The following is a 22,454-nucleotide window of genomic DNA, read 5'->3' on the forward strand; positions in this document are numbered from 1 at the left end:
TTTATTATGCATGCATAATAGTTTCACTCTAAGAATTTATAGTAACCACACTTTAAATAAGCACCTTCAGGAAAAGTGACTGGATGGTCTGTATCGTGTTTAGTTTTAAGCATAGTTTCAAAAAGTCGAGATTGCCCATTTAGAACACGTTGATTTAAATCAAAAAAAGATTGTGCTAAAATCCTAGAAGAACATGATGCCAAAACCAATAACCCATTTTTTGCTGTTAGCTTCTCTCCTAACTCAGCCAACTGCGCGTATTTCTTTTTTGCTAATTCAATTTCTGATTGTTGCTTCGCAAAACTTGGCGGGTCTATAACTACGACATCGTAACGTTTTCCCTTTTGAATTAAAGCCTTCATTTCCTTAAAAGCATCTCCAGAAATCGTTTTATGAATTCCGTAATAATCATTAAGCTTTCCGTTTTCTCTGGCAATATCTAAAGCCTGTTTACTAATATCTAGACTAGTCACCTCATCAGCACCATTTGCTAGTGCATGAACTGAAAATCCACCAGCATATGAGAACACATCCAGCACGGTTTTTTTTGAGCTTAACTCACCAACACGTCTTCTGTTTTCGCGATGATCTAAAAAGTAACCCGTTTTGTGTCCTTTTATAACGTTTGCTGAAAAGTTAACACCATGTTCAATAAATTGTACTACCTCATCTTCTAATTTACCGTAGAGCACTTCTCCATCTTTTAGATTATGGTTATTGCTATTTTGAAGGTTGCGACTCAATCGCATAACTACAGTTTCTGCTTTTGAAATCTCTTGTAAACTATGTAGTATAGTCTCTAAATATGGCAGCCAAATTTCTGAATATAACTTAACAACGAGAACGTTATCATATACATCAGCTATTAATCCTGGAAAACCATCATTCTCACCAAAAAGTAATCGGTAACTATTTGTTTTAGTTTCTAATAAATCACTTCGTAATGCAAAGGCTTTTTCAATTTTATAGTGAAAGAATTCTGCATTAATATCAGCTTTGGTATTTTCAGAGTGAATAATTTTTATTCGGATTGGGGATTTAGCATCGTATAAACCTAGTCCAACTACCTTGTTTTTATTCTTACTAAAAATTATAGCTAAATCACCTGTCTGCGCATCATCATTAATCTTTACAATACTTTTTGAGAACACCCAAGGATGACCTATAACAATGGACTGTTCGCCTTTTGCGTTTAGCTTTACAGCTAATCGTTTTGGTTGTTTGGTAGATTTGATTTTAGTTATGAATTGATTCATTAAGCTTTTATTCTTTTTACTAGACAAAGAAACGGTTTTATTTTTTTAAACATCCGGTTCTTAAATGTTTGATAATTAGAAAACAAAAAACGCAATCCAATTAAGAATTGCGTTTTAGATTCTATTTTTGAGATTCTTCGCTTACGCTCTGAATGACAAAACTTTAAACTTATTTCACTTCTTCGAAGTCAACGTCTTCTACATTATCGCCTTCTGCTTCTGGTTGGCCTTGCGCTCCTGCATCAGGACCTGCAGCACCACCTTGAGCTTCCGCCTGTGCTTTGTACATTTCTTCGCTTGCTACTTTCCAAGCTTCATTGATTTTCTCTAAAGCTGGTTCGATAACTTCTAAATCTTTAGACTCATAAGCTGTCTTTAATTCTGCTAAAGCATCTTCGATTGGTTGTTTCTTATCATCTGATAATTTATCACCAAACTCTTTTAATTGACTTTCTGTTTGGAAAATCATAGAATCTGCTTCGTTTAATTTCTTAGCAGTATCTGCAGCTTTTGCATCAGCTTCAGCATTTGCTTCAGCTTCTTGCTTCATTTTCTGGATTTCTTCATCTGTTAATCCAGAAGAAGCCTCGATACGAATATCTTGTTTCTTTCCTGTTGCTTTATCTTCAGCAGATACTTTGATAATACCATTAGCATCGATATCAAAAGTCACTTCAATCTGTGGTGTTCCTCGTCTTGCTGGTGGAATTCCATCTAAGTGAAAACGACCAATAGTCTTGTTATCTACTGCCATTGGACGCTCACCTTGTAATACGTGAATCTCTACCGATGGCTGATTATCTGCTGCTGTAGAAAATACTTGTGATTTCTTAGTAGGAATCGTCGTATTTGCTTCAATCAAATTCGTTTTAACATTACCCATAGTTTCAATACCAAGAGATAATGGCGTTACGTCTAATAAAAGAACGTCTTTTACATCACCTGTTAATACACCTCCTTGAATACCTGCTCCTAAAGAAACAACCTCATCTGGGTTTACACCTTTACTTGGCGCTTTTCCGAAGAATTTCTCTACAGCTTCAACAACTGCAGGGATACGAGTAGAACCACCTACAAGGATTACTTCGTCAATATCTGACTTAGATAAACCTGCTGCTTTTAATGCAGTCTGGCAAGGCTCAATTGTTCTTTTTATTAAATCGTCAATTAACTGCTCAAATTTAGAACGTGTTAGTGTACGTACCAAGTGTTTTGGTCCACTAGCTGTAGCCGTTACGTATGGTAAGTTGATTTCTGTTTGTGTAGAAGATGATAATTCAATCTTAGCTTTTTCAGCCGCTTCTTTAAGACGTTGTAAAGCCATCGGGTCTTTACGTAAGTCCATATCTTCGTCAGCGATAAATTCTTCTGCTAACCAATCGATGATTCTTTCATCGACATCATCACCACCTAAGTGTGTATCACCGTCAGTAGACAATACTTCGAAAACACCATCTCCTAACTCAAGAATAGAAACATCATGCGTACCACCACCAAAATCAAATACTACGATTTTTTGATCAGTACCTTTTTTATCCATTCCGTATGCTAATGCCGCAGCCGTCGGTTCGTTAATAATTCTTCGAACTTTTAGACCTGCGATCTCACCAGCTTCTTTAGTCGCTTGACGTTGTGCATCATTAAAGTATGCTGGAACTGTGATTACAGCTTCAGACACATCTTGTCCTAGGTAATCTTCAGCAGTTTTTTTCATTTTCTGAAGAATCATAGCTGATAATTCTTGTGGCGTATATAAACGACCATCGATATCTACACGTGGTGTATCATTGTCGCCTTTAACAACGGTATATGGTACACGTTCTGCTTCTTGCTTAGACTCAGAATATTTATTACCCATAAAACGCTTAATCGAATAAACGGTTTTTGTAGGGTTTGTTACCGCTTGTCTTTTTGCTGGGTCACCAACTTTAATTTCACCACCTTCTACGAAAGCAATGACTGAAGGCGTTGTGCGCTTACCTTCTGCATTAGGTATTACAACCGGCTCGTTACCTTCCATTACGGACACGCAAGAGTTGGTTGTTCCTAAGTCAATTCCAATAATCTTACTCATAATTTGTTTATAGTTTTAAATATTTCCGTTTAAGCGAAAATTATAATATGATTCATTAAATAATTTGATTTGTAATAGGCAATGATTATGCCATCAAAAAAAATGTGACATGATGTCAGATATTCTTTTTTTTAAAAATTTAATCTTCGGCACAGCATTTGATATATTTGATAAAAAACATATAATTATGAAACGTATACTTACCCTAATTACCATTTTTGCATTTGCGCTAACAAGTTGCACTACTGAAGAAATTGTTGAAATACAAAACAACGATTTTGTGTCTTCAAGTTTTGAAATAGTTTTGGATTTCAATAGTGCAAATAACTATGAATTTGTTGAACCCTACGGATTTAATGTTTTTCCGTCTGATGTAACTTTGGTCTACATTTTATGGGATACCATAAACGGACAAGATGTTTGGAGACTAGTACCACAGACTGTGATTTTTGATGATGGTAATGATTTGGTCTATAACTTTGATTTTACTCAAGATGATGTTCGTTTCTTCCTTGAAGGTTCAGACTTAGATAATTTGGATTCAGTTTACACACAAAATCAAGTTTTTAGAGTTGTAGTTGTCCCTGCAGATAATGTTGGAAGAATAAATTATTCTGATATAGATACTGTTATAGAACTTTACAATATCGAAAGTTTTCCGAGACGATAATTAATCGTCCTTTATATATAAAAGCCTGAATTAATTTTCAGGCTTTTTTTTATTTCCTAAAAGGAAACACCATACAAAAACAACATCTATATTTGTTGCAAAATAAAACGAATACATAAATGGAAAGTATTTCTGTTTTTGATATGCTAAGTATTGGTGTTGGTCCTTCGAGCTCACACACACTCGGTCCTTGGCGAGCAGCTAAGCAATGGATTAAATATCTTCAGAGTAGAGAGTTATTCACTGGTGTAGCTTCAGTAAAAGTAGAATTGTTTGGCTCTTTGGCTCTAACTGGCAAAGGTCATGCTACAGACATTGCTGTTTTAATGGGGCTTTTGGGTACTGACCCTGTGACTTTTGATATTGCTAATATTCAGAATCAAGTAGACTTGGTTAAAACTTCAAAAATATTAATGCTGAATTTTGAAAAAGAAATTCCTTTTGATTTTGAAAAAAATATAAAGTTTAATCGAAAGTTTTTAGAATTTCATCCTAATGGCGTAAAATTTACTGCAACAATGAGAAATGGTAAGAACAGGTCGCAGACTTACTATTCTATTGGCGGTGGTTTTATCGTTCAAAAAGAACGAAAGCGAGCAAAAATTCAAGTTGAAAAGTTTCAAGCTTTTCCCTTTCCAATACAAAAAGCAACTGAAATCTTAGAGCATTGTCATGCAGAAAATCTTACGATAAGCGAATTGGTTTATAAAAACGAGTTGTCGCTACGTGACCCAGATAGAATTGATACTAAATTAAAAGCTATTTGGGATGTTATGCTAGACAGCATGTATGTAGGTTGTCATACAAAAGGTATTCTGCCTGGTGGTCTTAATGTCACCCGACGCGCTTTCGATAAACATGAAAAACTTAAAGGTAGCAAACCTTATAATGATGCTTATGAATGGATTGAATCTATTAGAAGTACTGAAGTAAAGTTTAGAGAAATACTTAAATGGGTGTCGTGCTTTGCATTAGCCGTCAATGAAGTTAACGCATCTCTAGGTCGTGTAGTCACAGCTCCGACTAATGGAAGTGCAGGCGTTATACCATCTGTTTTAATGTATTATATGGTTATTGAAAATCATGATGCAAACTTTGATGATGTTAGAAAATTTTTACTGGTTGCTGGAGAAATTGGAAGTCTCTTTAAAAAGAATGCCACAATATCTGCAGCGATGGGTGGTTGTCAAGCAGAGATTGGTGTCTCATCTGCAATGGCTGCAGCGGCATTAACTGAACTTATGGGAGGAACTCCTGAACAGGTATTAATAGCTGCAGAAATAGCTATGGAACACCACTTGGGATTGACTTGTGACCCAATTGGTGGATTGGTTCAAATACCTTGCATCGAACGTAATGCTATGGGTGCAATAAAAGCTATAAGTGCTTCTGAACTTGCATTAGATTCTGACCCAAAAAATGTAAAAGTCCCTCTTGATAAGGTTATACAAACCATGTGGGAAACTGCAAAAGACATGAGTTCCAAATACAAAGAAACCTCTGAAGGTGGATTAGCTGTTGGTGTTAATATGGCAGATTGTTAAAACTAGCTTTTTGAAAGTGCTTTACAACCTTGACGTCGTCTTGTATCTACCAAATAGATAATCTTCCAATCTTTATCTTCTTTTACTAGCTGAAAAGAATTTACACCGCAATGGCTAAAATTTTCATCAAACCAAAATTCATAAGCTGTCCAAGCATTTGCCATTTTTCCATCAATACGAATTTTGAAATCTAGAAGCTTTTCTTCGAACTTTTTATCTTTAGGTATTCCAGCTATATTTTTCATAAAACTACTATAATCATTTTCGTCCAAACGAGTTTTACCTTCTTTGTTGACGGAAATAGATTGCATATTTATGTTTCCCTTAGCCATAGACTTAAGCTTAACAGTATCCTGTTTGTGGAATGCTTCAAAAAAATCAATAATTGTTTGTTTCACTTGAGTTTCTTCTTCACTTTGCGTATAGGAAAACGAACAGAAACATAGTAATGTTAGGCTAAACAGAAGTTTTTTCATGATGAATACTTATTATTTATGTGAATTTAAAAAATGTATTTCTCAATAAAGGTAGATAAAAGTTAGACAAATCTCATTATTTTTACGACTCACTAATTACAACCGAATGTCAATAGCAAAAAAACAATACAAAAGAATTACTGTAAAGACCTTAGTAGATATGAAATCTAAAGGTGAAAAAATTTCAATGCTCACAGCTTATGATTATACCATGGCAAAAATTGTTGATGGTGCTGGTATTGATGTAATTCTCGTTGGTGATTCTGCAAGTAATGTTATGGCTGGTCATGAAACAACTTTACCTATAACACTAGACCAGATGATTTATCATGCATCATCTGTAATAAGGGCTGCTGAACGCGCTTTAGTTGTTGTTGATTTACCTTTCGGAACATACCAAAGTGATCCAAAAGAGGCACTACGTTCTGCTATAAGAATCATGAAAGAATCTGGTGGACATGCCGTAAAGCTTGAAGGTGGAAAAGAAATAAAAGAATCTATTAAAAGGATTTTGAATGCTGGGATTCCCGTAATGGGACACTTAGGATTGACACCTCAATCGATATATAAATTTGGGACTTATACTGTTAGAGCCAAAGAAGAACAAGAAGCACAACAATTGAAAGAAGATGCTTTAATGCTTGAAAAAGCAGGATGTTTTGCTATAGTTTTAGAAAAGATACCAGCTGCTCTGGCAAAAGAAGTTGCAGAAAGTGTTTCGATTCCTGTAATTGGTATTGGTGCTGGTGACGGCGTTGATGGACAAGTATTAGTGTTACACGACATGATTGGCATGACACATGAGTTTAATCCTCGTTTTTTACGCCGATATATGAATTTATATGAAGAAATGACGAATGCAATTGGTCAATATGTAGATGATGTTAAGTCAAGTGACTTTCCAAACGAAAAAGAGCAGTATTAATCTAAAATTCTGTGTCTAAAAAAATAATCTCTAATAAATCTAACCTTCAAGTTATCTATGAAGATAACCACATCATAGTTGCAAACAAAAGAGCAGGAGATATTGTACAAGGTGACAAAACTGGAGATAAGCCTTTAAGTGATGTTGTAAAAGAATATATCGCAGAGAAATATAATAAGCCTGGAAACGTCTATTTAGGCGTTGTACATCGATTAGACCGACCTACAACAGGGATTGTCATGTTTGCGAAAACGAGTAAAGCTTTACCTAGGCTAAATAAATTATTTGCTGAAAAGAAAGCTAATAAAACTTATTGGGCTTTGGTAAAAAACCAGCCACCTAAAACTGAAGATAGATTGGTAAATTGGTTACGAAAGAATCCTAAGAACAATAAATCCACAGCTTACAAAAAGGAGATTGAAAATAGTAAGAAAGCTATCTTAAGCTATAAGGTTATTAAAGCACTTGACAACTTTTACTTACTTGAAGTTGACTTAGAAACCGGACGACATCATCAGATACGTGTACAATTATCAGGTATTGGCTGTCCAATCAAAGGTGATTTAAAGTATGGTTTTGACAGAAGTAATAAAGATGGTAGTATAAGTCTTCATGCAAGAACTTTAGAGTTTATTCATCCAGTAAAAAAAGAACCTATTTTCATTGAAGCGCCTCTTCCAAAAGATGCACTTTGGGATGCTTGTCATTAATCTTTATTCTATTAACTTAAATACTATCTTATCCCTTGCTTTTTTTTGACTCAGCAAATTAATTGCTGATTCAGTTAGTTGAAGAACTCTTGGGTAACCACCTGTAGTTTGGCAATCACGCATTAATACAATTAATTTCCCTGAGGGTGTTAATTGTACTGTTCCCGGCAAAACTGGTCCTGTAAGTATAGATTCTAAATCATTATCAAATAATGGAGAAAGTTGATATGCCATACGACTATAAAGATTAGAAACTTGAAACTCTGAAGACAGTAACACCGATTTTTCTTTGTCAGACAATTTCTCAAATTCTGGACCTTTTAAGACATCTAAAAAATTAGATGAATAATCTATTGGCTTTAGCTTAGAAAATGTCTGAGGTGATTTATTAATTAGATTTGATTGCTCTATGCGTAATACATCGTTGTCCTCAATCTTAGCTTTAGATGTAATAGGACTAAAATAACTTCGACTGTTAAGAACCACATTAGATTTAAAGCCATCTTTAACAGCAACGTAAGCATGTAAACCTGATTTTAGCACTTTGAAACTAAGGATATCATTACGCTTCACATTATAAACTTTGTTATTATGAATCAAAGAGTCATTAAGATGCGGAGATATATTTGCTCCGCTAATTACGATTTGAGTATCAATCATAAATTGAAGCTTTGGACCAATCATGGTTATCTCTAACACAGCATCGTTTACCGCGTTGCTCAACAAAGTATTAGCCAACTCAAATGAAAACAAATCCATAGCGCCACTTTTAGGAACTCCAAATTCTCCATATCCAAAACGCCCTTTATCTTGAATTGTTGAAAATAATCCTGACTTTAAAACCTTAATCATTCTATCAACAGGCTTTTAAGGTTATACGTTTTTGATTCAATATCTTTAGAAATAGATATATATTCTTCCATAGAAACCGGCAGAAATTTTATTTTATCACCAGCTTTTGCAAAGCATGGATTATCTTTTTTTATATCGAAAAAATTGATTGGAGAATTACCAATAATATGCCATCCGCCAGGTGAGTTTTGAGGGTAAATTCCGGTTTGATTTCCACCTATTCCAACAGCACCTTTTTTAATGTTTAAATTTGGTGAAGATTTACGATTAAAATGCAGTGATTCATCCAAGCCACCTAAGTATAAAAAACCAGGTAAGAAGCCTATAAAATATACTGTGTAAATTTGCAGATAATGACGTTGGACAATTTCAGCTACTGGTAACTTTTTCTCTTTTGATAAAGTGACTAAATCTATTCCAAAACAGTCATCATAACAAACAGGAACTTCCCAAATTTTCTGTTTTACTAAACTGTGTTCTTCTAATTCAGAATATATGGATTTAAGTTCAGAAAACTTACCATAGACATCTTCAATAGTTAAACCATAATTAATTAATATTGAATTATATGTGTTAATTATATTAACTTTTACTTTAATATACTTGTGAAGTAATTTATTTTTGAAATTTAGGACATCAAATAGCACATTATCATCAATTATTGGTGGCCATTCAATTAAAATAGAACGCTCATTGAATTGAAAATATTTAAGATTATACTTCAAATTAATTATAATATTTTAATAGTATTGGCTTTTAAATTACGGTGTAAATATTCTAAAATAACCGAAGCATTTGTTGTATCTCCATGAACACAAACTGTATCAACTATCAAGTCCACCTCTACTCCATTTATGGTATTGACTTTTTGTTCTGAAATCATCTTAAAGACGTGTTGAAAAACAGTGTCTTTTTTAGTGATTAAAGCGTCTTTTTTTTGACGTGAAACCAGCGACAAATCTTCGTTGTAATTTCTATCTGCAAAACCTTCAAAAACAACTTCAATATTTTCTTGTTTTGCCAATTTAGAAATAACAGAATTATATGGCGCGTACAATTTTAATGGCTTAGAAAAAGAGGTTATGACCTCCAAAATTACTTTAGCAATTTCTTCATCTTTAGCTGCCAAATTATATAAAGCGCCATGAGGTTTAATATGGTGCATTTCTAAGTTTTCGGATTTTAAGACGATTAGTAAATCTTCAACTTGATATTTTAAACTATCAAATAATACTTCCGAAGTCAGCTTCATATCTAAGCGTCCAAAATTCTCCTTATCAGGAAAAGACGGATGTGCTCCTATTTTTACTTGATGTTTCTTAGCTAATCGCACAACAGCTTTCATAGTCTCAAAGTCACCTGCATGACCACCACATGCAATATTACATGAGGATAAATAAGGCATTAAGCTCATCTCATTACCCAAACCTTCGCCAACATCGGCATTGATATCTATTTTTAGATTAGATGACATTAAATACGCTTAAGATTGTTTTTGCACCCAAAAAGACGGCTACTGTCAATATTAAAAAACCTAATATATTCTGAAGTGAAGAATTTTTATACTTGCCCAAAATACTAGATTTATTCATAATCCAAAGTAAAACTCCAGCAATAACAGGCAATAAAAGTCCATTAGCTACTTGTGCGAATTTTATAATTTCAATAGATTTAAATCCTATAGAAGAAAACAAAACACCTAAAAACAGTATAAAAATCCAAACTAATCGAAACCGTTTTGATTTTAGATCGCTTCCCCAACCTAAACAACCAGAAGCAACAAAGGCAGCTGCTAAAGGTGCAGTAATAGCACTTGTAACTCCAGCAGAAAACAAACCAATCGCTAAAAAGTATTTCGCAAAATCTCCAAATAGTGGTTGCAAACCGAGTGCCAAATCTGAAGCATTACTAATCTCTTGAAATGAAACAGACGATGCCGAAATAATAATACACATAGATACTACTCCGCCCAAAACAACAGCTATAATGGTATCTTTTCTAGCAAAGGATAAGTCGGATTCAGACTTCCATTTTGTTTTTGCTAATGACGCATGCAAGAAAATATTATACGGTACTACTGTAGTGCCTATCAAGCCAATTATGGTTAGAATACTATTATCAGGAAACTGCGGCACAAACATACCTTTTAGAACTTCCAAAATATTTGGCTTAGTTATAACTGCTGTAATCAAAAAAACCAAACTCATGAGTATGACCATAAAAACCAAGGCACGCTCAATGATTTTATAATTCCCAATATACAATACTGTAAAAGCAATAAGACCAATTATAATTGGCCACACATCGATACTACGACTCAAAACTTGAAACTCTGGTGTACCAAAAAGTGTTTTTACACCTAGAGCACCACCGGAAATATTTCCTGCTTCATAAGCAGCATTACCAATAACAATAGCAGATAAAATAAGGATTATAATTACAGTTCTTATAATTGGGCTTTTAACCTCTCCACGGATCGTCTCTGACAATCCTTTTTGAGTTATAACGCCTAATCGAGCTGACATTTCTTGTAATACGACAGTAGCCAACACAGATAAAACCATCGCCCACAATAAAGCATAACCAAAGTTAACACCTGCAATTGTGCATAATGTTACGGTACCTGGGCCAATAAAGGCTGCAGCAACTAAAGGTCCTGGACCAATATTTTTGAAGAAATCCTTCATTTTATTCGATTGAATTCAATGCATAAATCGCAAAACTACCAAGCCAATGTCCACCTTCATAACTATCACCGACAATACTTGGTAAGGAATAATTGATGTGTTTGTTTGCTAAATTTTTCAAATGTGAATATTCGGGTAAATCTTTAGCTATATAATTCAAACTCCATGCACGAGAAAAGTTAACACCGTCCAAATGCACTAATTTTCCATCAGTTCTATCTGAAACCTCGCCAACAACAATGTCAAAATTTTTGTTTTTTGCTTCTGGTATAAAAGCTTCGAACCAAGTTTTAAATTCATCTATTGGCAAAACACGTTTCATGATAGCGGCTTCCTCAAAGCATGGTGATAAAAAATCTGAACCACTCGGCTCCCAACTTAATGGACAACTATCATCAGATTTATAAAAATCACGAGCACGTTTTTCAATCATAGATTTTAATTGCTCATTTTTTAATCTAACAGCATAATCAAAGGCAAATGTTAACCCGAAAGCAGTATTCGGATGCTCTCCAACGCGTAAAGGATAATTCAGTTTTGGCAAAAACTCAAGGTATTTATCTACAATTAAATCTGTTAAAGGTTGGAGATTCCCCTCCAATTCTCGTGCAATATCATTATCCCAAATATGAATTTCTTCTGCTAATTTTAATACCCAAGCCCAACCATAGGTACGTTCAAAATTCTTATTGTTTTTATCATCAAAATACGCCACTTCTTTTAGTATATTTTCTTTTGAAATACTGTTTAGCAACCACGCTTCAATCTCGTCTGCTCGCTTTAATCCTGGGAATTGACGCAATAAACTAACTAAACTCCAATGTCCATGAACCGCAGAATGCCAATCAAAGCATCCATAGAATGTTGGATGTAATTCGCGTGGTGTTTTTAAATCATCTACACTACCTAATGTTTGACCTAATCGGTATGGAAATTCTGTACCAACACACGCTAACGGTAAATCTACTAAGCGATTGGCTTGTTCTAAGTTTAAATTTGGTATTTCTTCTTGAGTAACTTCAACATCATTAGAAGATTCAGCTTTGGTTGATTTTTCATTATTACAATTCAGCAATAATAGAAATACAAAAGCAGTAAAAATATTTTTCATCAATCTTATAAATTTTAATAGGCTTTCTCAAAAATACAATTTACATATTATAGCATTTCATATATATTATTTATCTTTCAATTTAAATTCAGTATGTATATAAATGAGAGAAGAAAAACGTAAAAAAAAGTGGATTAAAACACTTCAATTTCTGGCAGCATATTTGGTAGCTGCATGGACATTTTTACAATTTATAGACTGGATACTCAATCGTTATGATATTTCCCCAAATTGGGTGGACTTATTACTTTGGATTTTTATTGGAATCATACCTTCACTCGTAATTTATTTTTATCATCAAGACCGAATAAACAATGGTATTTTAAAACTACGTGAAAAAATAATATTCCCACTTAACTTAATATCACTAGCAGTCATTACATATTTTGGATTTGGAAGTAGTGACTTAGGAGCAACCACTAAAGAAATAAGTTATACGAATGATGAAGGGAATCTATCTACACAACTTATTACTAAAGAAGAATTCAGAATAGGTTTGCCAATTTATCAATTTACAGCCAAAACACAGGACACAGCCTATGCTTGGCTCGATGATGGTATTCAAGAATTGCTATATCAAGATTTATCCCAAGACAAAAATTTGTCTCCCTATTTATCTGATACTGAAGGCACCGTTAATCGTGTATCGGAGTCAAGAATTTTTAATGACTATTATCTTGAAGGCACTTTTGACATAAAAGATAGCATCTATAGCATTACACCAATAATTAAAAATGCTAAAAACGGAAAAACTGTTTCTGAGAAAACTTTCGACGGTACAGATTTACTTTATATACTTGATGATGTTAGCGTATACGTAAGAGAAAATATAGGTATTACAGAAGACAAAAGAGATTTTTATATTGACTTGAATTTAAATGAGTTTTACAGTAATTCTTTAGAAGCTATACGTCATAATATTGAAAGTAACTATTACCGCGCACATGAGTTAGATCCAGAATTTTCTATTTCATATTTTGAAAATGGGCAACGTAGTATACGTTTTAGTAATGGTGCTGAGGGCGAAAAAGCATTGATTGACAAAGCCTATAAATACAGTAATAAACTACCGTTACAAAAGCAATTGCAAATTCGAATATTAAGATATATAGCCTATGAAGAATGGGATTTGGCAGAAAAATTATTAAAACTTCAGTTAGAGATAGACCCTAACGATAATTTATATAATAGACTATTAAATGCTGTTTATGGCGAAACAAAACAGATTAAAGCATACATAAAGTATGCAGAAGATAGATACTCTAAGAACAAAAGTATTGATAATGGAAACAACTTATTAAATGCAAGTCTAGTAAGTGGCGATTACGACAAAGTAATTTCTGCCATAAAAGCCATTGAGGTTGTACAACCCAATAATCCTGAGATTTTTGCTCTTAAACTAAGACCTCAATTATTAAAAGGAGATATTGAAAGCGCTCAAAAAACACAAGACCGCGTAAAAATCATTAATACAAACTGGATAAATTTTGTAAAACCTGTAGACACAGTAATAGAATACTTAAAAAAGAATAAGCCAACTAAAAGAACATTAGAAAAATTTACAGGAAAATATCGCTCAGAAAATTCAGAACAAACTCATGAATTTTTTATGGATGATGAGCGATTAATAAGACACGTCTCCAATCAGGAACTAAGCGCTCCAATTTTAGCTGGTGATGACAAATTAATGACAGGTGGATATAGCTATAGAAATACTACCATTAATGAATTCTTGACTGATAAAAACAGAGATTACTATGCAATAAAACTCCACTTATACAATTTCAATAGACGAATTAATTATCACTATTGGCGTTACGATGACACTATTAAAAATGCCGAAAAAGCGTTAATGGATGGTGATTACGAAAAAGCTGAAATGAATTACAAATTAGCAATTGAAGAATATCCTAACCATTATTTTTTGAAACAGGCTCTAAAGCATATCGAATATGTAAAAAACAATAGCAAAGAAAAGATAGCAGAACAATACAACTCAATTATTGGCAGTTATAACAGTCGTTTGTTTTGGGTGGAAGACGATAAGTTATACTATGAACGCAATGGTTTATCAAAAATTCATTTATACCCTATAACAGAAGATAAATATATTTCTTTATCACGTTATGCCAACCAATACGCATTTGAAACTACAGAAGACGGTAGACTAGCCTCAGCGGTATACTCTTATAAACATGACAGTCAAACTTGGGAAAAATTAACTGAAGGTGATAATTATTTTTTAAAAGACGATTAACCCAACCAACCTTCTCTATCCAAACTTCTGTATTGAATAGCTTCGCTAATGTGAGTACCAGTTAATTCTTTAACACCTTCTAAATCGGCAATTGTACGAGATACTTTAAGAATTCTGTCATAAGCTCTTGCAGAAAGGTTCAAACGCTCCATAGCAGATTTTAAAAGTTGAAGTGAAGCTTCGTCTAACTTACAGTACTGTCGAATCTGTTTGGTATTCATTTGAGCATTGTAGTGTACATTTTCTAATTCTAAAAATCTGTTGGTTTGAAGCTCTCTTGCCGCAGTTACCCGCTTCCTTATATCTACTGAAGATTCACCTTTACGTTCTTCAGAAAGTTTTTCAAAAGGAACAGGCGTCACTTCGATATGTATATCAATTCTATCTAACAATGGTCCAGATATTTTACCCATATAGCGTTGCATTTCGGCTGGACTTGAAGTCACAGGTGCATCTGGGTCATTAAAATAACCACTTGGACTTGGATTCATACTTGCCACTAACATGAATGAACTCGGATAAGTCACTGTAAATTTTGCTCTAGAAATAGTCACTTCTCTATCTTCTAAAGGTTGCCGCATCACTTCTAAAACTTCACGTTTAAACTCTGGTAATTCGTCTAAAAACAACACACCATTATGTGATAAGGATATTTCTCCAGGTTGCGGATAACTTCCGCCACCGACTAAAGCGACATTTGAAATCGTGTGATGTGGGCTTCTAAATGGTCGCTGCGCCATCAATCCAGCATGCGCTTTAACACGACCGACAACTGAATGTATTTTTGTAGTTTCTAAAGCTTCATGTAAAGTCATTGGAGGCAAAATACTTGGCAAACGTTTTGCTAACATAGTTTTACCAGAACCTGGTGGACCAATTAAAATAATATTATGTCCACCTGCTGCTGCAATTTCCATACAACGCTTTATAGATTCTTGTCCTTTGACATCTGAAAAATCAAACTCTGGGAAATTAAGACTCTTATTAAATTCTGCTCGGGTATCTATAATGGTTTGCTCTAGTGTTTCTCCTTTATCAAAGTAGTTAATGACTTGTGTGATATTATCTACTCCAAAAACTTTTAAATCGTTGACAATTGCTGCCTCTTTTGCATTTTGACTTGGTAGAATAAAACCTTTAAAACCTTCTTCTCTGGCTTTTACAGCAATTGGCAAAGCTCCTTTTATAGGCTGCAAGCTTCCGTCTAAAGACAGTTCGCCCATAATAAGATAATCCTCTAAGTATTCAGCTTTTATTTGATTAGATGCTGTGAGAATACCAATCGCCAAAGTTAAATCATAAGCCGAGCCTTCTTTACGCAGATCAGCTGGCGCCATGTTAATGGTAATCTTTTTACCTGGAATTCTAAAACCATTATTCTGAAGTGCAGCAGCAATACGGTAGTTACTTTCTTTAATCGCATTATCTGGCAAACCTACCAGATGGTAACCAACACCTTTATCTACATTTACCTCAACCGTAATAGTTGAAGCTTCGACACCAAATACGGCACTTGCGAATACTTTTTTGAGCATGGATTTTAATTTGATTAAATCTACAAATTAAAGTTTACTTACAAAATCTAAAGCTCGTTTCTCATTATAATAAAACTCTCCTTTTTGTATAAACCCAACGTGACCTCCATATTTAGGCATTTCGAAATATAGATTTGGATTCGCTTTTGCCTCTTTTACTGGATAACAATCTGGTGATAGAAAAGAATCGTTTAGTGCATTGATTAGTAATGATGGCACTTTAATATTCGGTAATAATTGCAGGCTACTCGCCTTTTGGTAATAATCATAAGCGTCTTTAAAACCATGAGCTTTAGATGTATAAACGTGATCAAAATCTATTAATGTTTTTATAGATTTATAATCATCTACAGTAATCTTATCAGGAAATTGCTTTAGTTTAGGTTTTAGCTTTTGTTTTAAATGGTCCAAAAAACGAATGGCATATGCTTTATTTTTTAGACTTAGTAATTCATCACAAGAGCCTTTTAAATCACATGGCGATGAAATTGCTATAACTGCTTTGACGGCTTTAGGCAATTCTCTCTCTTCACCTACATACTTTAAAGCCATATTAGCGCCAAGACTAATACCTTTAATGTAAATCTCATCGTACTTATCAAGAGAAATAATATGTTTGACAACAGCATCTAAGTCTTCCGTGGCTCCAGAATGGTAACTGCGATATAACAAATTTGGTTCTCCACTACAACCTCTAAAATTTACCGCACAAGCATCGATATCGTTTTGATTGAATAGCTTAGCTGCACCTGTCAAATACGGACGTTGTGCATGACCTTCTAACCCGTGCAAGAGAATTATAACTTTATTACTTTTTGATTCTGAATAACTCCAGTCTAAATCTAAAAAATCATTATCAGGCAATGTTATACGTTCTCTTGACTGATCAAGATTGCTGACCTTTCGAGCTAACCCGGAAAATACAGTAGAAACAAAACCACTCTTTGTCCAAAAGAGTGGTTTGTAAGTGGATTCAATAATTGGCATTAATGCAATTAATTATTTTAAGATTGTAAACTCAATTGAAGAATCGTTATAAACCTTGTGTGTTTGGGCTTTAAAGTCCTCTTCTTTAGCCTTAAAGATATTATCTACATACGTCTGCGGATTAGCATCTATGTAAGGGAAAAATGTACTCTGTACTTGTACCTGTATCTTATGCCCTTTCTTAAATGTATGAAATACATCTTGAAGCTTTAGGTTAACAGCAGTTTTTTGATTAGGTACAAATGGCTCAGGATTGGTCATACTGTTTCTAAAACGACCTCTTAAAACTTCGCTTCGTACTAACATGTGGTAATTACTTAGCTTTAAATGGTCTTGGACATCATCTGTATTTTCAGTATCTGCTGGATAAACATCGACTAACTTTACAATCCAATCGGCTGCTGTACCTGTTGTAGATACATTAAGTTTTGATAAAATATCGCCTGCAAGCGTTACATCGTTTTCTAAAACTTCAGTTTCAAAAGTCAATACATCTGGACGACGAGATGCAAAACGCTGGTCATCTGTCATGAACTTACGTGGTGTAAACACTACTTTTATATCTTCGGAATATGGCACTGGTTTTTTTGGATCACTTATAAAGTCTGAAGTTGCAATCATCCTGTTAGCTCTTTGAGTTAAACGCTCTTCTGGCTGCATAAACCAACTTTCCTTAGTCGTATTTTTTGGCGGCCATTGTTCGAATGATTGCCATTCCTTTTTACCTGTATCAAACATGTGCGCTTCAGCTAAACCTGTTTCGCCATTTGCTTCGCCTTTAAGAAAATGATTAAAGAATTTAGTTTCAATATTTTTCTGAAAATAATCGGATAAACTATCTCCGAAATGAACATTTCCAATCACTTGACGTTCTCTATTTCTTGCCCAATCACCATGACTCCAAGGCCCAAAAACGACAGTATTATAATTGTCACTATTAGCTTCAATACTTTTATAAGTATTATAAGGACCATATAAATCCTCAGCATCAAACTGTCCTCCAACAATCATAGTTGCAGGCTTAATATCTTTTAAGTGTTGAATAATTCCGCGTTTCTGCCAGAACTCGTTGTAGGTTACATTTTCTTCAATTTGCGTCATAAAAACGTTTTTCTCGTCATAATAATCATCTAACTTACTTAGTGGCATGTTATCTAAAAAGAATTGGTATTGGTCTTCTGTTCCTATATCCGGAAACTCATACCAAGCTTCTTTTGTTGGTGTATCTTTCATATAACCAAACACTGATGTCGCTCTCCAATAGCTTAACAAAAATGCACCATTATGGATAAAATCATCAAAAAAGAAATCGCCGATACAAGCTTGAGGTGATACTGCTTTTAACGCTGGATGTGAGTCTAACAACGAATATGTTGCATAAAACCCAGGATATGAAATTCCGTATGTACCAACGTTTCCATTGTTATTATCAACGTTATTTACTAACCATTCAATGGTATCATAAGTATCACTAGCTTCATCAACTTGGTTACCCGTTTTATTCGGAATATAAGCACGCATATTATCGTAAACACCTTCACTATTCCATCGTCCTCGTACATCTTGGTACACCATAATATTACCTTCTTCCATCAGGTATTTATTAGGTCCGATTTTAGATTTAAATTCATTTTCGCCATAAGGTCTGCAACTATATGGTGTACGCATCATTAGCATAGGGTATGTCTTTGACGTATCCTTTGGACTGTAAATAGTTGTATGCAATTTAATGCCATCACGCATTTCAATCATCACCTCTTTTTTGGTGTAATTGTCCTTTGCGTAAGTATCTACTGATGCAGTAACTTTATTTGCTTCAGTTTCGGCTTCTGTAAGATTGATGTTTTGTGCGTCTTTACAACCTAAAATAAAGATTGAAAACACAACAACTCGGAAAAGATTTTTAATCATGGTGGTTGGTTTTATTTGAAGCCTAAAGATAATTTTTTCTTTACACAAAAGTTTGAATGAAATGTTAACGTGGTTAGATTGTTAGATTTTTAGATTTCTAGACTCGTGAACTTAAATGAGTCTCCATCAAACAAACCTTTATCACCAAGTTTTAATGATGGAATAACCAGTAATGCCATAAATGACAAGCTCATGTACGGTGCGTGAAGTTCACTTCCCAAATCCTTTGCCATTCTATCTAATTCTGAATAAGCTTCACCAATAGTTTTTGCATTTTGGTCACTCATGATTCCAGCTATTGGTAATGGTACCACTTTTTCTGAATCGTTTGATATTGCACAGATTCCACCTTTATTATCTATTAAAAGATTAACCGCTTTACAAATTGCTTCGTCTGATACACCAACGGCAATAATGTTATGAGAATCGTGACCGACAGAAGATGCTATTGCGCCTTCCTTTAACCCGAAATTCTTAATAAATGCTATCGATGGCTTCTCATTCTTATAGCGATTCACAACCGTCATTTTAAGAACATCAGTTTCAGTATTAGAAACCAAATTTCCATTATCTGTAGTTGCGTCTTGTATAATTTCATTAGTTACCAATTCGCCATCTAAACATTCAATAACACGGATTTGATTAGCATCTGATTTGAATTGGAAATCTGAAACTACTTTGCTGTCTGTATTAAAATTATTCAGAATTTCGAAATCGACGTGCTTGATTTTAGATTCGCCATTACTGAAAACCAATTCACCATCAATGTAGGTTTGAAGCGTTTTAAAGTCTTTTAAATCCTCAACCACAATACAATCTGCGGTATCACCTTCTTTTAACAGACCCACATCAAGATTGTAATGTTTTACTGGATTAACACAAGCAGCTTGCAATACTTTAAATACATCAATGCCTTTCGCAATAGCACGTTCACAAAGCTGATTGATATGACCTAACAATAAGTCATCAGGATGTTTATCATCGCTACAAAACATTATATTCTCAAAATGTTCTGGTAATAAATCAATTAAGGCTTCAAAGTTTTTTGCAGCACTACCTTCGCGAATAATGACCTCCATACCTTTTTGAAGCTTCTCTAAACCTTCTTCACAGGAGAAACATTCATGATCTGTAGTAATTCCTGCAGAAATATATGTATCTAAATCTTTACCTCGTAAACCTGGTGCATGACCATCAATAGGCTTATTGTAATGTTTTGCCCATTCTAGTTTTTTATGAACCTCAGCATCGTCAAAAATAACACCAGGATAATTCATCATCTCAGCCAAGTACTTGATGTCTGGATTTGCCATTAATTGTTTGATATCATCAGAATCTATAATCGCCCCAGCAGATTCAAAAGATGTTGCAGGCACACAACTTGGCGCACCAAAATTGAATTTAAAAGGTGTTTTCTTTCCATTTTCTATCATAAACTCCACACCTTTTACGCCAAGTACATTGGCGATTTCGTGTGGGTCAGAAACTGTTGCAACTGTGCCATGATTAACAGCGATTTTGGCAAATTCAGAAGGCACTAACATTGAACTTTCGATGTGTATGTGAGCATCTACAAAGCCAGGTAAGATGAAGTGATTTTCTTCGCACGGTTTTTCTTCTATGGATTTTATCTTACCACTTTCGATAGTGATTTCTCCTTTAAAGATGCGACGGTTTTGGACGTCTACTATGTTTCCTTTTAGTACTTTCATATATTGAGACTTCTCGACTGCGCTCGAAGTGACAGTTAGTATTTAATGTAACTCTATTTTTAAAATATCTCTTGTTCTTTCATCAACCTTGAAACGGTTATCGGCACGCATACCAACAACCCAAATAATCTTGTCATCAGAAGTTAAAACCCACGTGTTTTGTTTTTCTGAAGGTTTTAATTTTTCATCTTTCAGGTATTTGCTGACTTTCTTTTTGCCATTCATTCCACTTGGGTAGAAAATATCTTCGTTTTGCCAAAGTCTTAATTCTAAAGGAAACTTAAACTTATGTTTGTCGATAAAGATTATATTTTTTGTTGATTCCGAAAGGCTTGAAACTTCTTTAAAGGATATGATTCCTATTGGAGTTTCAACTTCGTTCTTATCATTAGAGATTAGCAGAGAGTATTCGCTTTGCTCAAAATGACTTTTATCTGATAGAATTAACAACTCTCGATGTTTTGTTAGTTTATGCGAATTTGAAGTGACGTATTTACCTGTTTCAGCATCTAATAAATTGAAAACATCATTCCATTCTGTAAAGCCATAATCTTTGAACATCTCAAACAGATATGCTTTTGAATTATTTACTTTCTTGAACTCAGACACTTTAAAGGTGATGCCATTATTATCAATATCTACGATAGCACGTTTAGCAACTGCATTGAGGCTTTCTTCAACAATATCTGCTGTGTCATTTAAGTTCTCTAAGGTATTCTGAAAGCTATCTAACAGCTGTGGATTGATCTCCTTTAAGATGGGAACCACATCGTGACGTAACTTGTTTCTAAGGTATTTTTTGCTTTCATTACTACTATCTTCTCGCCAGTTTATATTGTTTTCTTTTGCATATGCTTCAATGACTTGCCTAGAAAATGGTAGTAATGGACGAATGATATTATCATTAATCATAGGGATTCCCGTTAATCCACTTAATCCAGTTCCCCTAGTGAAATTAATTAAAAATGTTTCGAGATTATCATCGGCATGATGCGCTGTTAGAATATAATCGAATTCTAATTGTTCTGCCAATTCGTTAAACCAATCGTATCTCAATTCTCTAGCAGCCATTTGAATAGACAACTTATGCTCACTGGCGTAAACTTTGGTATCAAAATGCTGAATAAAGGTCTCTACATCTAGTTCTTCTCCTAATTTTGAAACAAAGGCTTCGTCTGCGTCGCTTTCATTTCCTCTTAAGTTAAAATTGCAATGTGCTAATGCAAAATTCAGATTTACTTCTTTGCAAAGTTGTGCTAAAACAACGCTATCAATTCCTCCAGAAATGGCAATTAATAGTTTGCTTTCTTTTAGGAAAGGAAGGTATTGGTTTATATGTTGCTTAAATTCTTTCAATTGAGTAAGAAGTAATAAGACATAAGTTAAAAGATGTTATTGACTAAGTTTCTTGATTAATGTATTCAACATTTTTTCTACTTCAATTGATAAGCTTTTAATTTCTTCCAACTGATTTACATTAATAAATTCTAAATTGATAGCTATTTCTAGCTGGGTTTGCATCTCATATAAAGAACCTCTAGAGATTTGTAAGAAACGAGAATAATCTTTAGTATAATTTCTACCGTAACCTTCAGCTATATTTGAAGGAATTGAAACAGCGCTTCTTTTTATTTGAGAGACTAAAGAGAATCTTTCATCATTAGGAAAAAATTTTAAGACTGTATAAACCAAAGTAACCATCTTAACGGACTTTTGCCAAACTATTAAATCTCTATAACTTTTCATT

19 protein-coding genes are annotated in these 22,454 nt (G+C 34.0%); 5 read left to right on the forward strand and 14 right to left on the reverse strand.

Going from position 1 to position 22,454, the window contains the following annotated elements; all coding sequences use genetic code 11:
* Positions 1 to 23: 23 nt before the first annotated feature.
* The gene (locus BTO05_RS03740; protein WP_087491371.1) at positions 24 to 1,256 is read right to left on the reverse strand and encodes a class I SAM-dependent rRNA methyltransferase; all 1,233 of its coding nucleotides are present in this window, start codon (positions 1,254 to 1,256) and stop codon (positions 24 to 26) included.
* A 169-nt stretch (positions 1,257 to 1,425) separates the two neighbouring features.
* A complete protein-coding gene (gene dnaK / locus BTO05_RS03745; protein WP_087491372.1) occupies positions 1,426 to 3,330 on the reverse strand; it encodes a molecular chaperone DnaK in 1,905 nt (634 codons plus the stop codon).
* Between the two features lie 187 nt (positions 3,331 to 3,517).
* Between dnaK and BTO05_RS03750 the strand changes: the two genes are divergently transcribed.
* Together BTO05_RS03750 and BTO05_RS03755 are read left to right on the forward strand one after the other, a co-directional pair.
* The gene (locus BTO05_RS03750; RefSeq protein WP_087493279.1) at positions 3,518 to 4,000 is read left to right on the forward strand and encodes a hypothetical protein; all 483 of its coding nucleotides are present in this window, start codon (positions 3,518 to 3,520) and stop codon (positions 3,998 to 4,000) included.
* 119 nt (positions 4,001 to 4,119) lie between these two features.
* Positions 4,120 to 5,544: an L-serine ammonia-lyase gene (locus BTO05_RS03755; protein WP_087491373.1), complete on the forward strand. Its 1,425-nt coding sequence runs from the start codon at positions 4,120 to 4,122 to the stop codon at positions 5,542 to 5,544.
* A gap of 2 nt (positions 5,545 to 5,546) precedes the next feature.
* Here BTO05_RS03755 and BTO05_RS03760 read toward each other — a convergent pair whose 3' ends face one another.
* Positions 5,547 to 6,020 (reverse strand): 3-methyl-2-oxobutanoate hydroxymethyltransferase, encoded by a 474-nt coding sequence (locus BTO05_RS03760; protein WP_087491374.1) that lies wholly within the window; start codon positions 6,018 to 6,020, stop codon positions 5,547 to 5,549.
* Between the two features lie 106 nt (positions 6,021 to 6,126).
* Here BTO05_RS03760 and panB point away from each other — a divergent pair, with 106 nt between their 5' ends.
* Positions 6,127 to 6,945: a 3-methyl-2-oxobutanoate hydroxymethyltransferase gene (gene panB / locus BTO05_RS03765; RefSeq protein WP_087491375.1), complete on the forward strand. Its 819-nt coding sequence runs from the start codon at positions 6,127 to 6,129 to the stop codon at positions 6,943 to 6,945.
* An 11-nt stretch (positions 6,946 to 6,956) separates the two neighbouring features.
* Positions 6,957 to 7,655, forward strand: coding sequence for an RluA family pseudouridine synthase (locus tag BTO05_RS03770; RefSeq protein ID WP_087491376.1), 699 nt, complete (start codon positions 6,957 to 6,959; stop codon positions 7,653 to 7,655).
* A gap of 3 nt (positions 7,656 to 7,658) precedes the next feature.
* Here BTO05_RS03770 and BTO05_RS03775 read toward each other — a convergent pair whose 3' ends face one another.
* From BTO05_RS03775 to BTO05_RS03795, 5 genes are read right to left on the reverse strand one after another with little or no spacing between them, the layout of a single operon-like run.
* Complete coding sequence (locus BTO05_RS03775) at positions 7,659 to 8,507, reverse strand: biotin-dependent carboxyltransferase family protein (RefSeq protein ID WP_087491377.1); 849 nt, start codon at positions 8,505 to 8,507, stop codon at positions 7,659 to 7,661.
* Positions 8,504 to 9,232, reverse strand: a complete 729-nt coding sequence (pxpB, locus tag BTO05_RS03780; RefSeq protein WP_087491378.1) for a 5-oxoprolinase subunit PxpB — start codon at positions 9,230 to 9,232, stop codon at positions 8,504 to 8,506. The genes BTO05_RS03775 and pxpB overlap by 4 nt, the downstream gene beginning before the upstream one ends.
* Positions 9,233 to 9,237: 5 nt before the next feature.
* On the reverse strand, positions 9,238 to 9,981 hold the full coding sequence (pxpA, locus tag BTO05_RS03785; RefSeq protein WP_087491379.1) for a 5-oxoprolinase subunit PxpA: 744 nt from the start codon (positions 9,979 to 9,981) through the stop codon (positions 9,238 to 9,240).
* Positions 9,971 to 11,194, reverse strand: a complete 1,224-nt coding sequence (locus tag BTO05_RS03790) for an Nramp family divalent metal transporter (RefSeq protein ID WP_087491380.1) — start codon at positions 11,192 to 11,194, stop codon at positions 9,971 to 9,973. Before BTO05_RS03790 ends, pxpA begins: the two co-directional genes overlap by 11 nt.
* A gap of 1 nt (position 11,195) precedes the next feature.
* Complete coding sequence (locus BTO05_RS03795) at positions 11,196 to 12,305, reverse strand: DUF2891 domain-containing protein (RefSeq protein WP_087491381.1); 1,110 nt, start codon at positions 12,303 to 12,305, stop codon at positions 11,196 to 11,198.
* A gap of 103 nt (positions 12,306 to 12,408) precedes the next feature.
* Between BTO05_RS03795 and BTO05_RS03800 the strand changes: the two genes are divergently transcribed.
* The gene (locus BTO05_RS03800) at positions 12,409 to 14,562 is read left to right on the forward strand and encodes a hypothetical protein (RefSeq protein WP_087491382.1); all 2,154 of its coding nucleotides are present in this window, start codon (positions 12,409 to 12,411) and stop codon (positions 14,560 to 14,562) included.
* On the opposite strand, the gene BTO05_RS03805 is transcribed toward BTO05_RS03800, so the two are convergent.
* From BTO05_RS03805 to BTO05_RS03830, 6 genes are all read right to left on the reverse strand, one after another.
* On the reverse strand, positions 14,559 to 16,097 hold the full coding sequence (locus BTO05_RS03805; protein ID WP_087491383.1) for a YifB family Mg chelatase-like AAA ATPase: 1,539 nt from the start codon (positions 16,095 to 16,097) through the stop codon (positions 14,559 to 14,561). The genes BTO05_RS03800 and BTO05_RS03805 overlap by 4 nt on opposite strands.
* A 27-nt stretch (positions 16,098 to 16,124) precedes the next feature.
* Positions 16,125 to 17,084 carry a YheT family hydrolase gene (locus BTO05_RS03810; RefSeq protein ID WP_087491384.1) on the reverse strand — a complete coding sequence of 320 codons (960 nt, stop codon included), beginning with the start codon at positions 17,082 to 17,084 and terminating at the stop codon, positions 16,125 to 16,127.
* Positions 17,085 to 17,096: 12 nt separating this feature from the next.
* On the reverse strand, positions 17,097 to 18,995 hold the full coding sequence (locus BTO05_RS03815) for a CocE/NonD family hydrolase (RefSeq protein ID WP_087491385.1): 1,899 nt from the start codon (positions 18,993 to 18,995) through the stop codon (positions 17,097 to 17,099).
* 89 nt (positions 18,996 to 19,084) lie between these two features.
* Positions 19,085 to 20,707, reverse strand: a complete 1,623-nt coding sequence (ade, locus tag BTO05_RS03820; RefSeq protein ID WP_087491386.1) for an adenine deaminase — start codon at positions 20,705 to 20,707, stop codon at positions 19,085 to 19,087.
* A gap of 42 nt (positions 20,708 to 20,749) precedes the next feature.
* Positions 20,750 to 22,063 carry a tRNA lysidine(34) synthetase TilS gene (gene tilS, locus BTO05_RS03825; RefSeq protein ID WP_087491387.1) on the reverse strand — a complete coding sequence of 438 codons (1,314 nt, stop codon included), beginning with the start codon at positions 22,061 to 22,063 and terminating at the stop codon, positions 20,750 to 20,752.
* A 36-nt stretch (positions 22,064 to 22,099) separates the two neighbouring features.
* Positions 22,100 to 22,453 (reverse strand): four helix bundle protein, encoded by a 354-nt coding sequence (locus BTO05_RS03830; protein ID WP_087491388.1) that lies wholly within the window; start codon positions 22,451 to 22,453, stop codon positions 22,100 to 22,102.
* Position 22,454: the final 1 nt, after the last annotated feature.

Origin of the sequence: Winogradskyella sp. PC-19, assembly GCF_002163855.1 — a bacterium.
In the GTDB taxonomy this organism is placed as follows: Bacteria; Bacteroidota; Bacteroidia; order Flavobacteriales; family Flavobacteriaceae; genus Winogradskyella.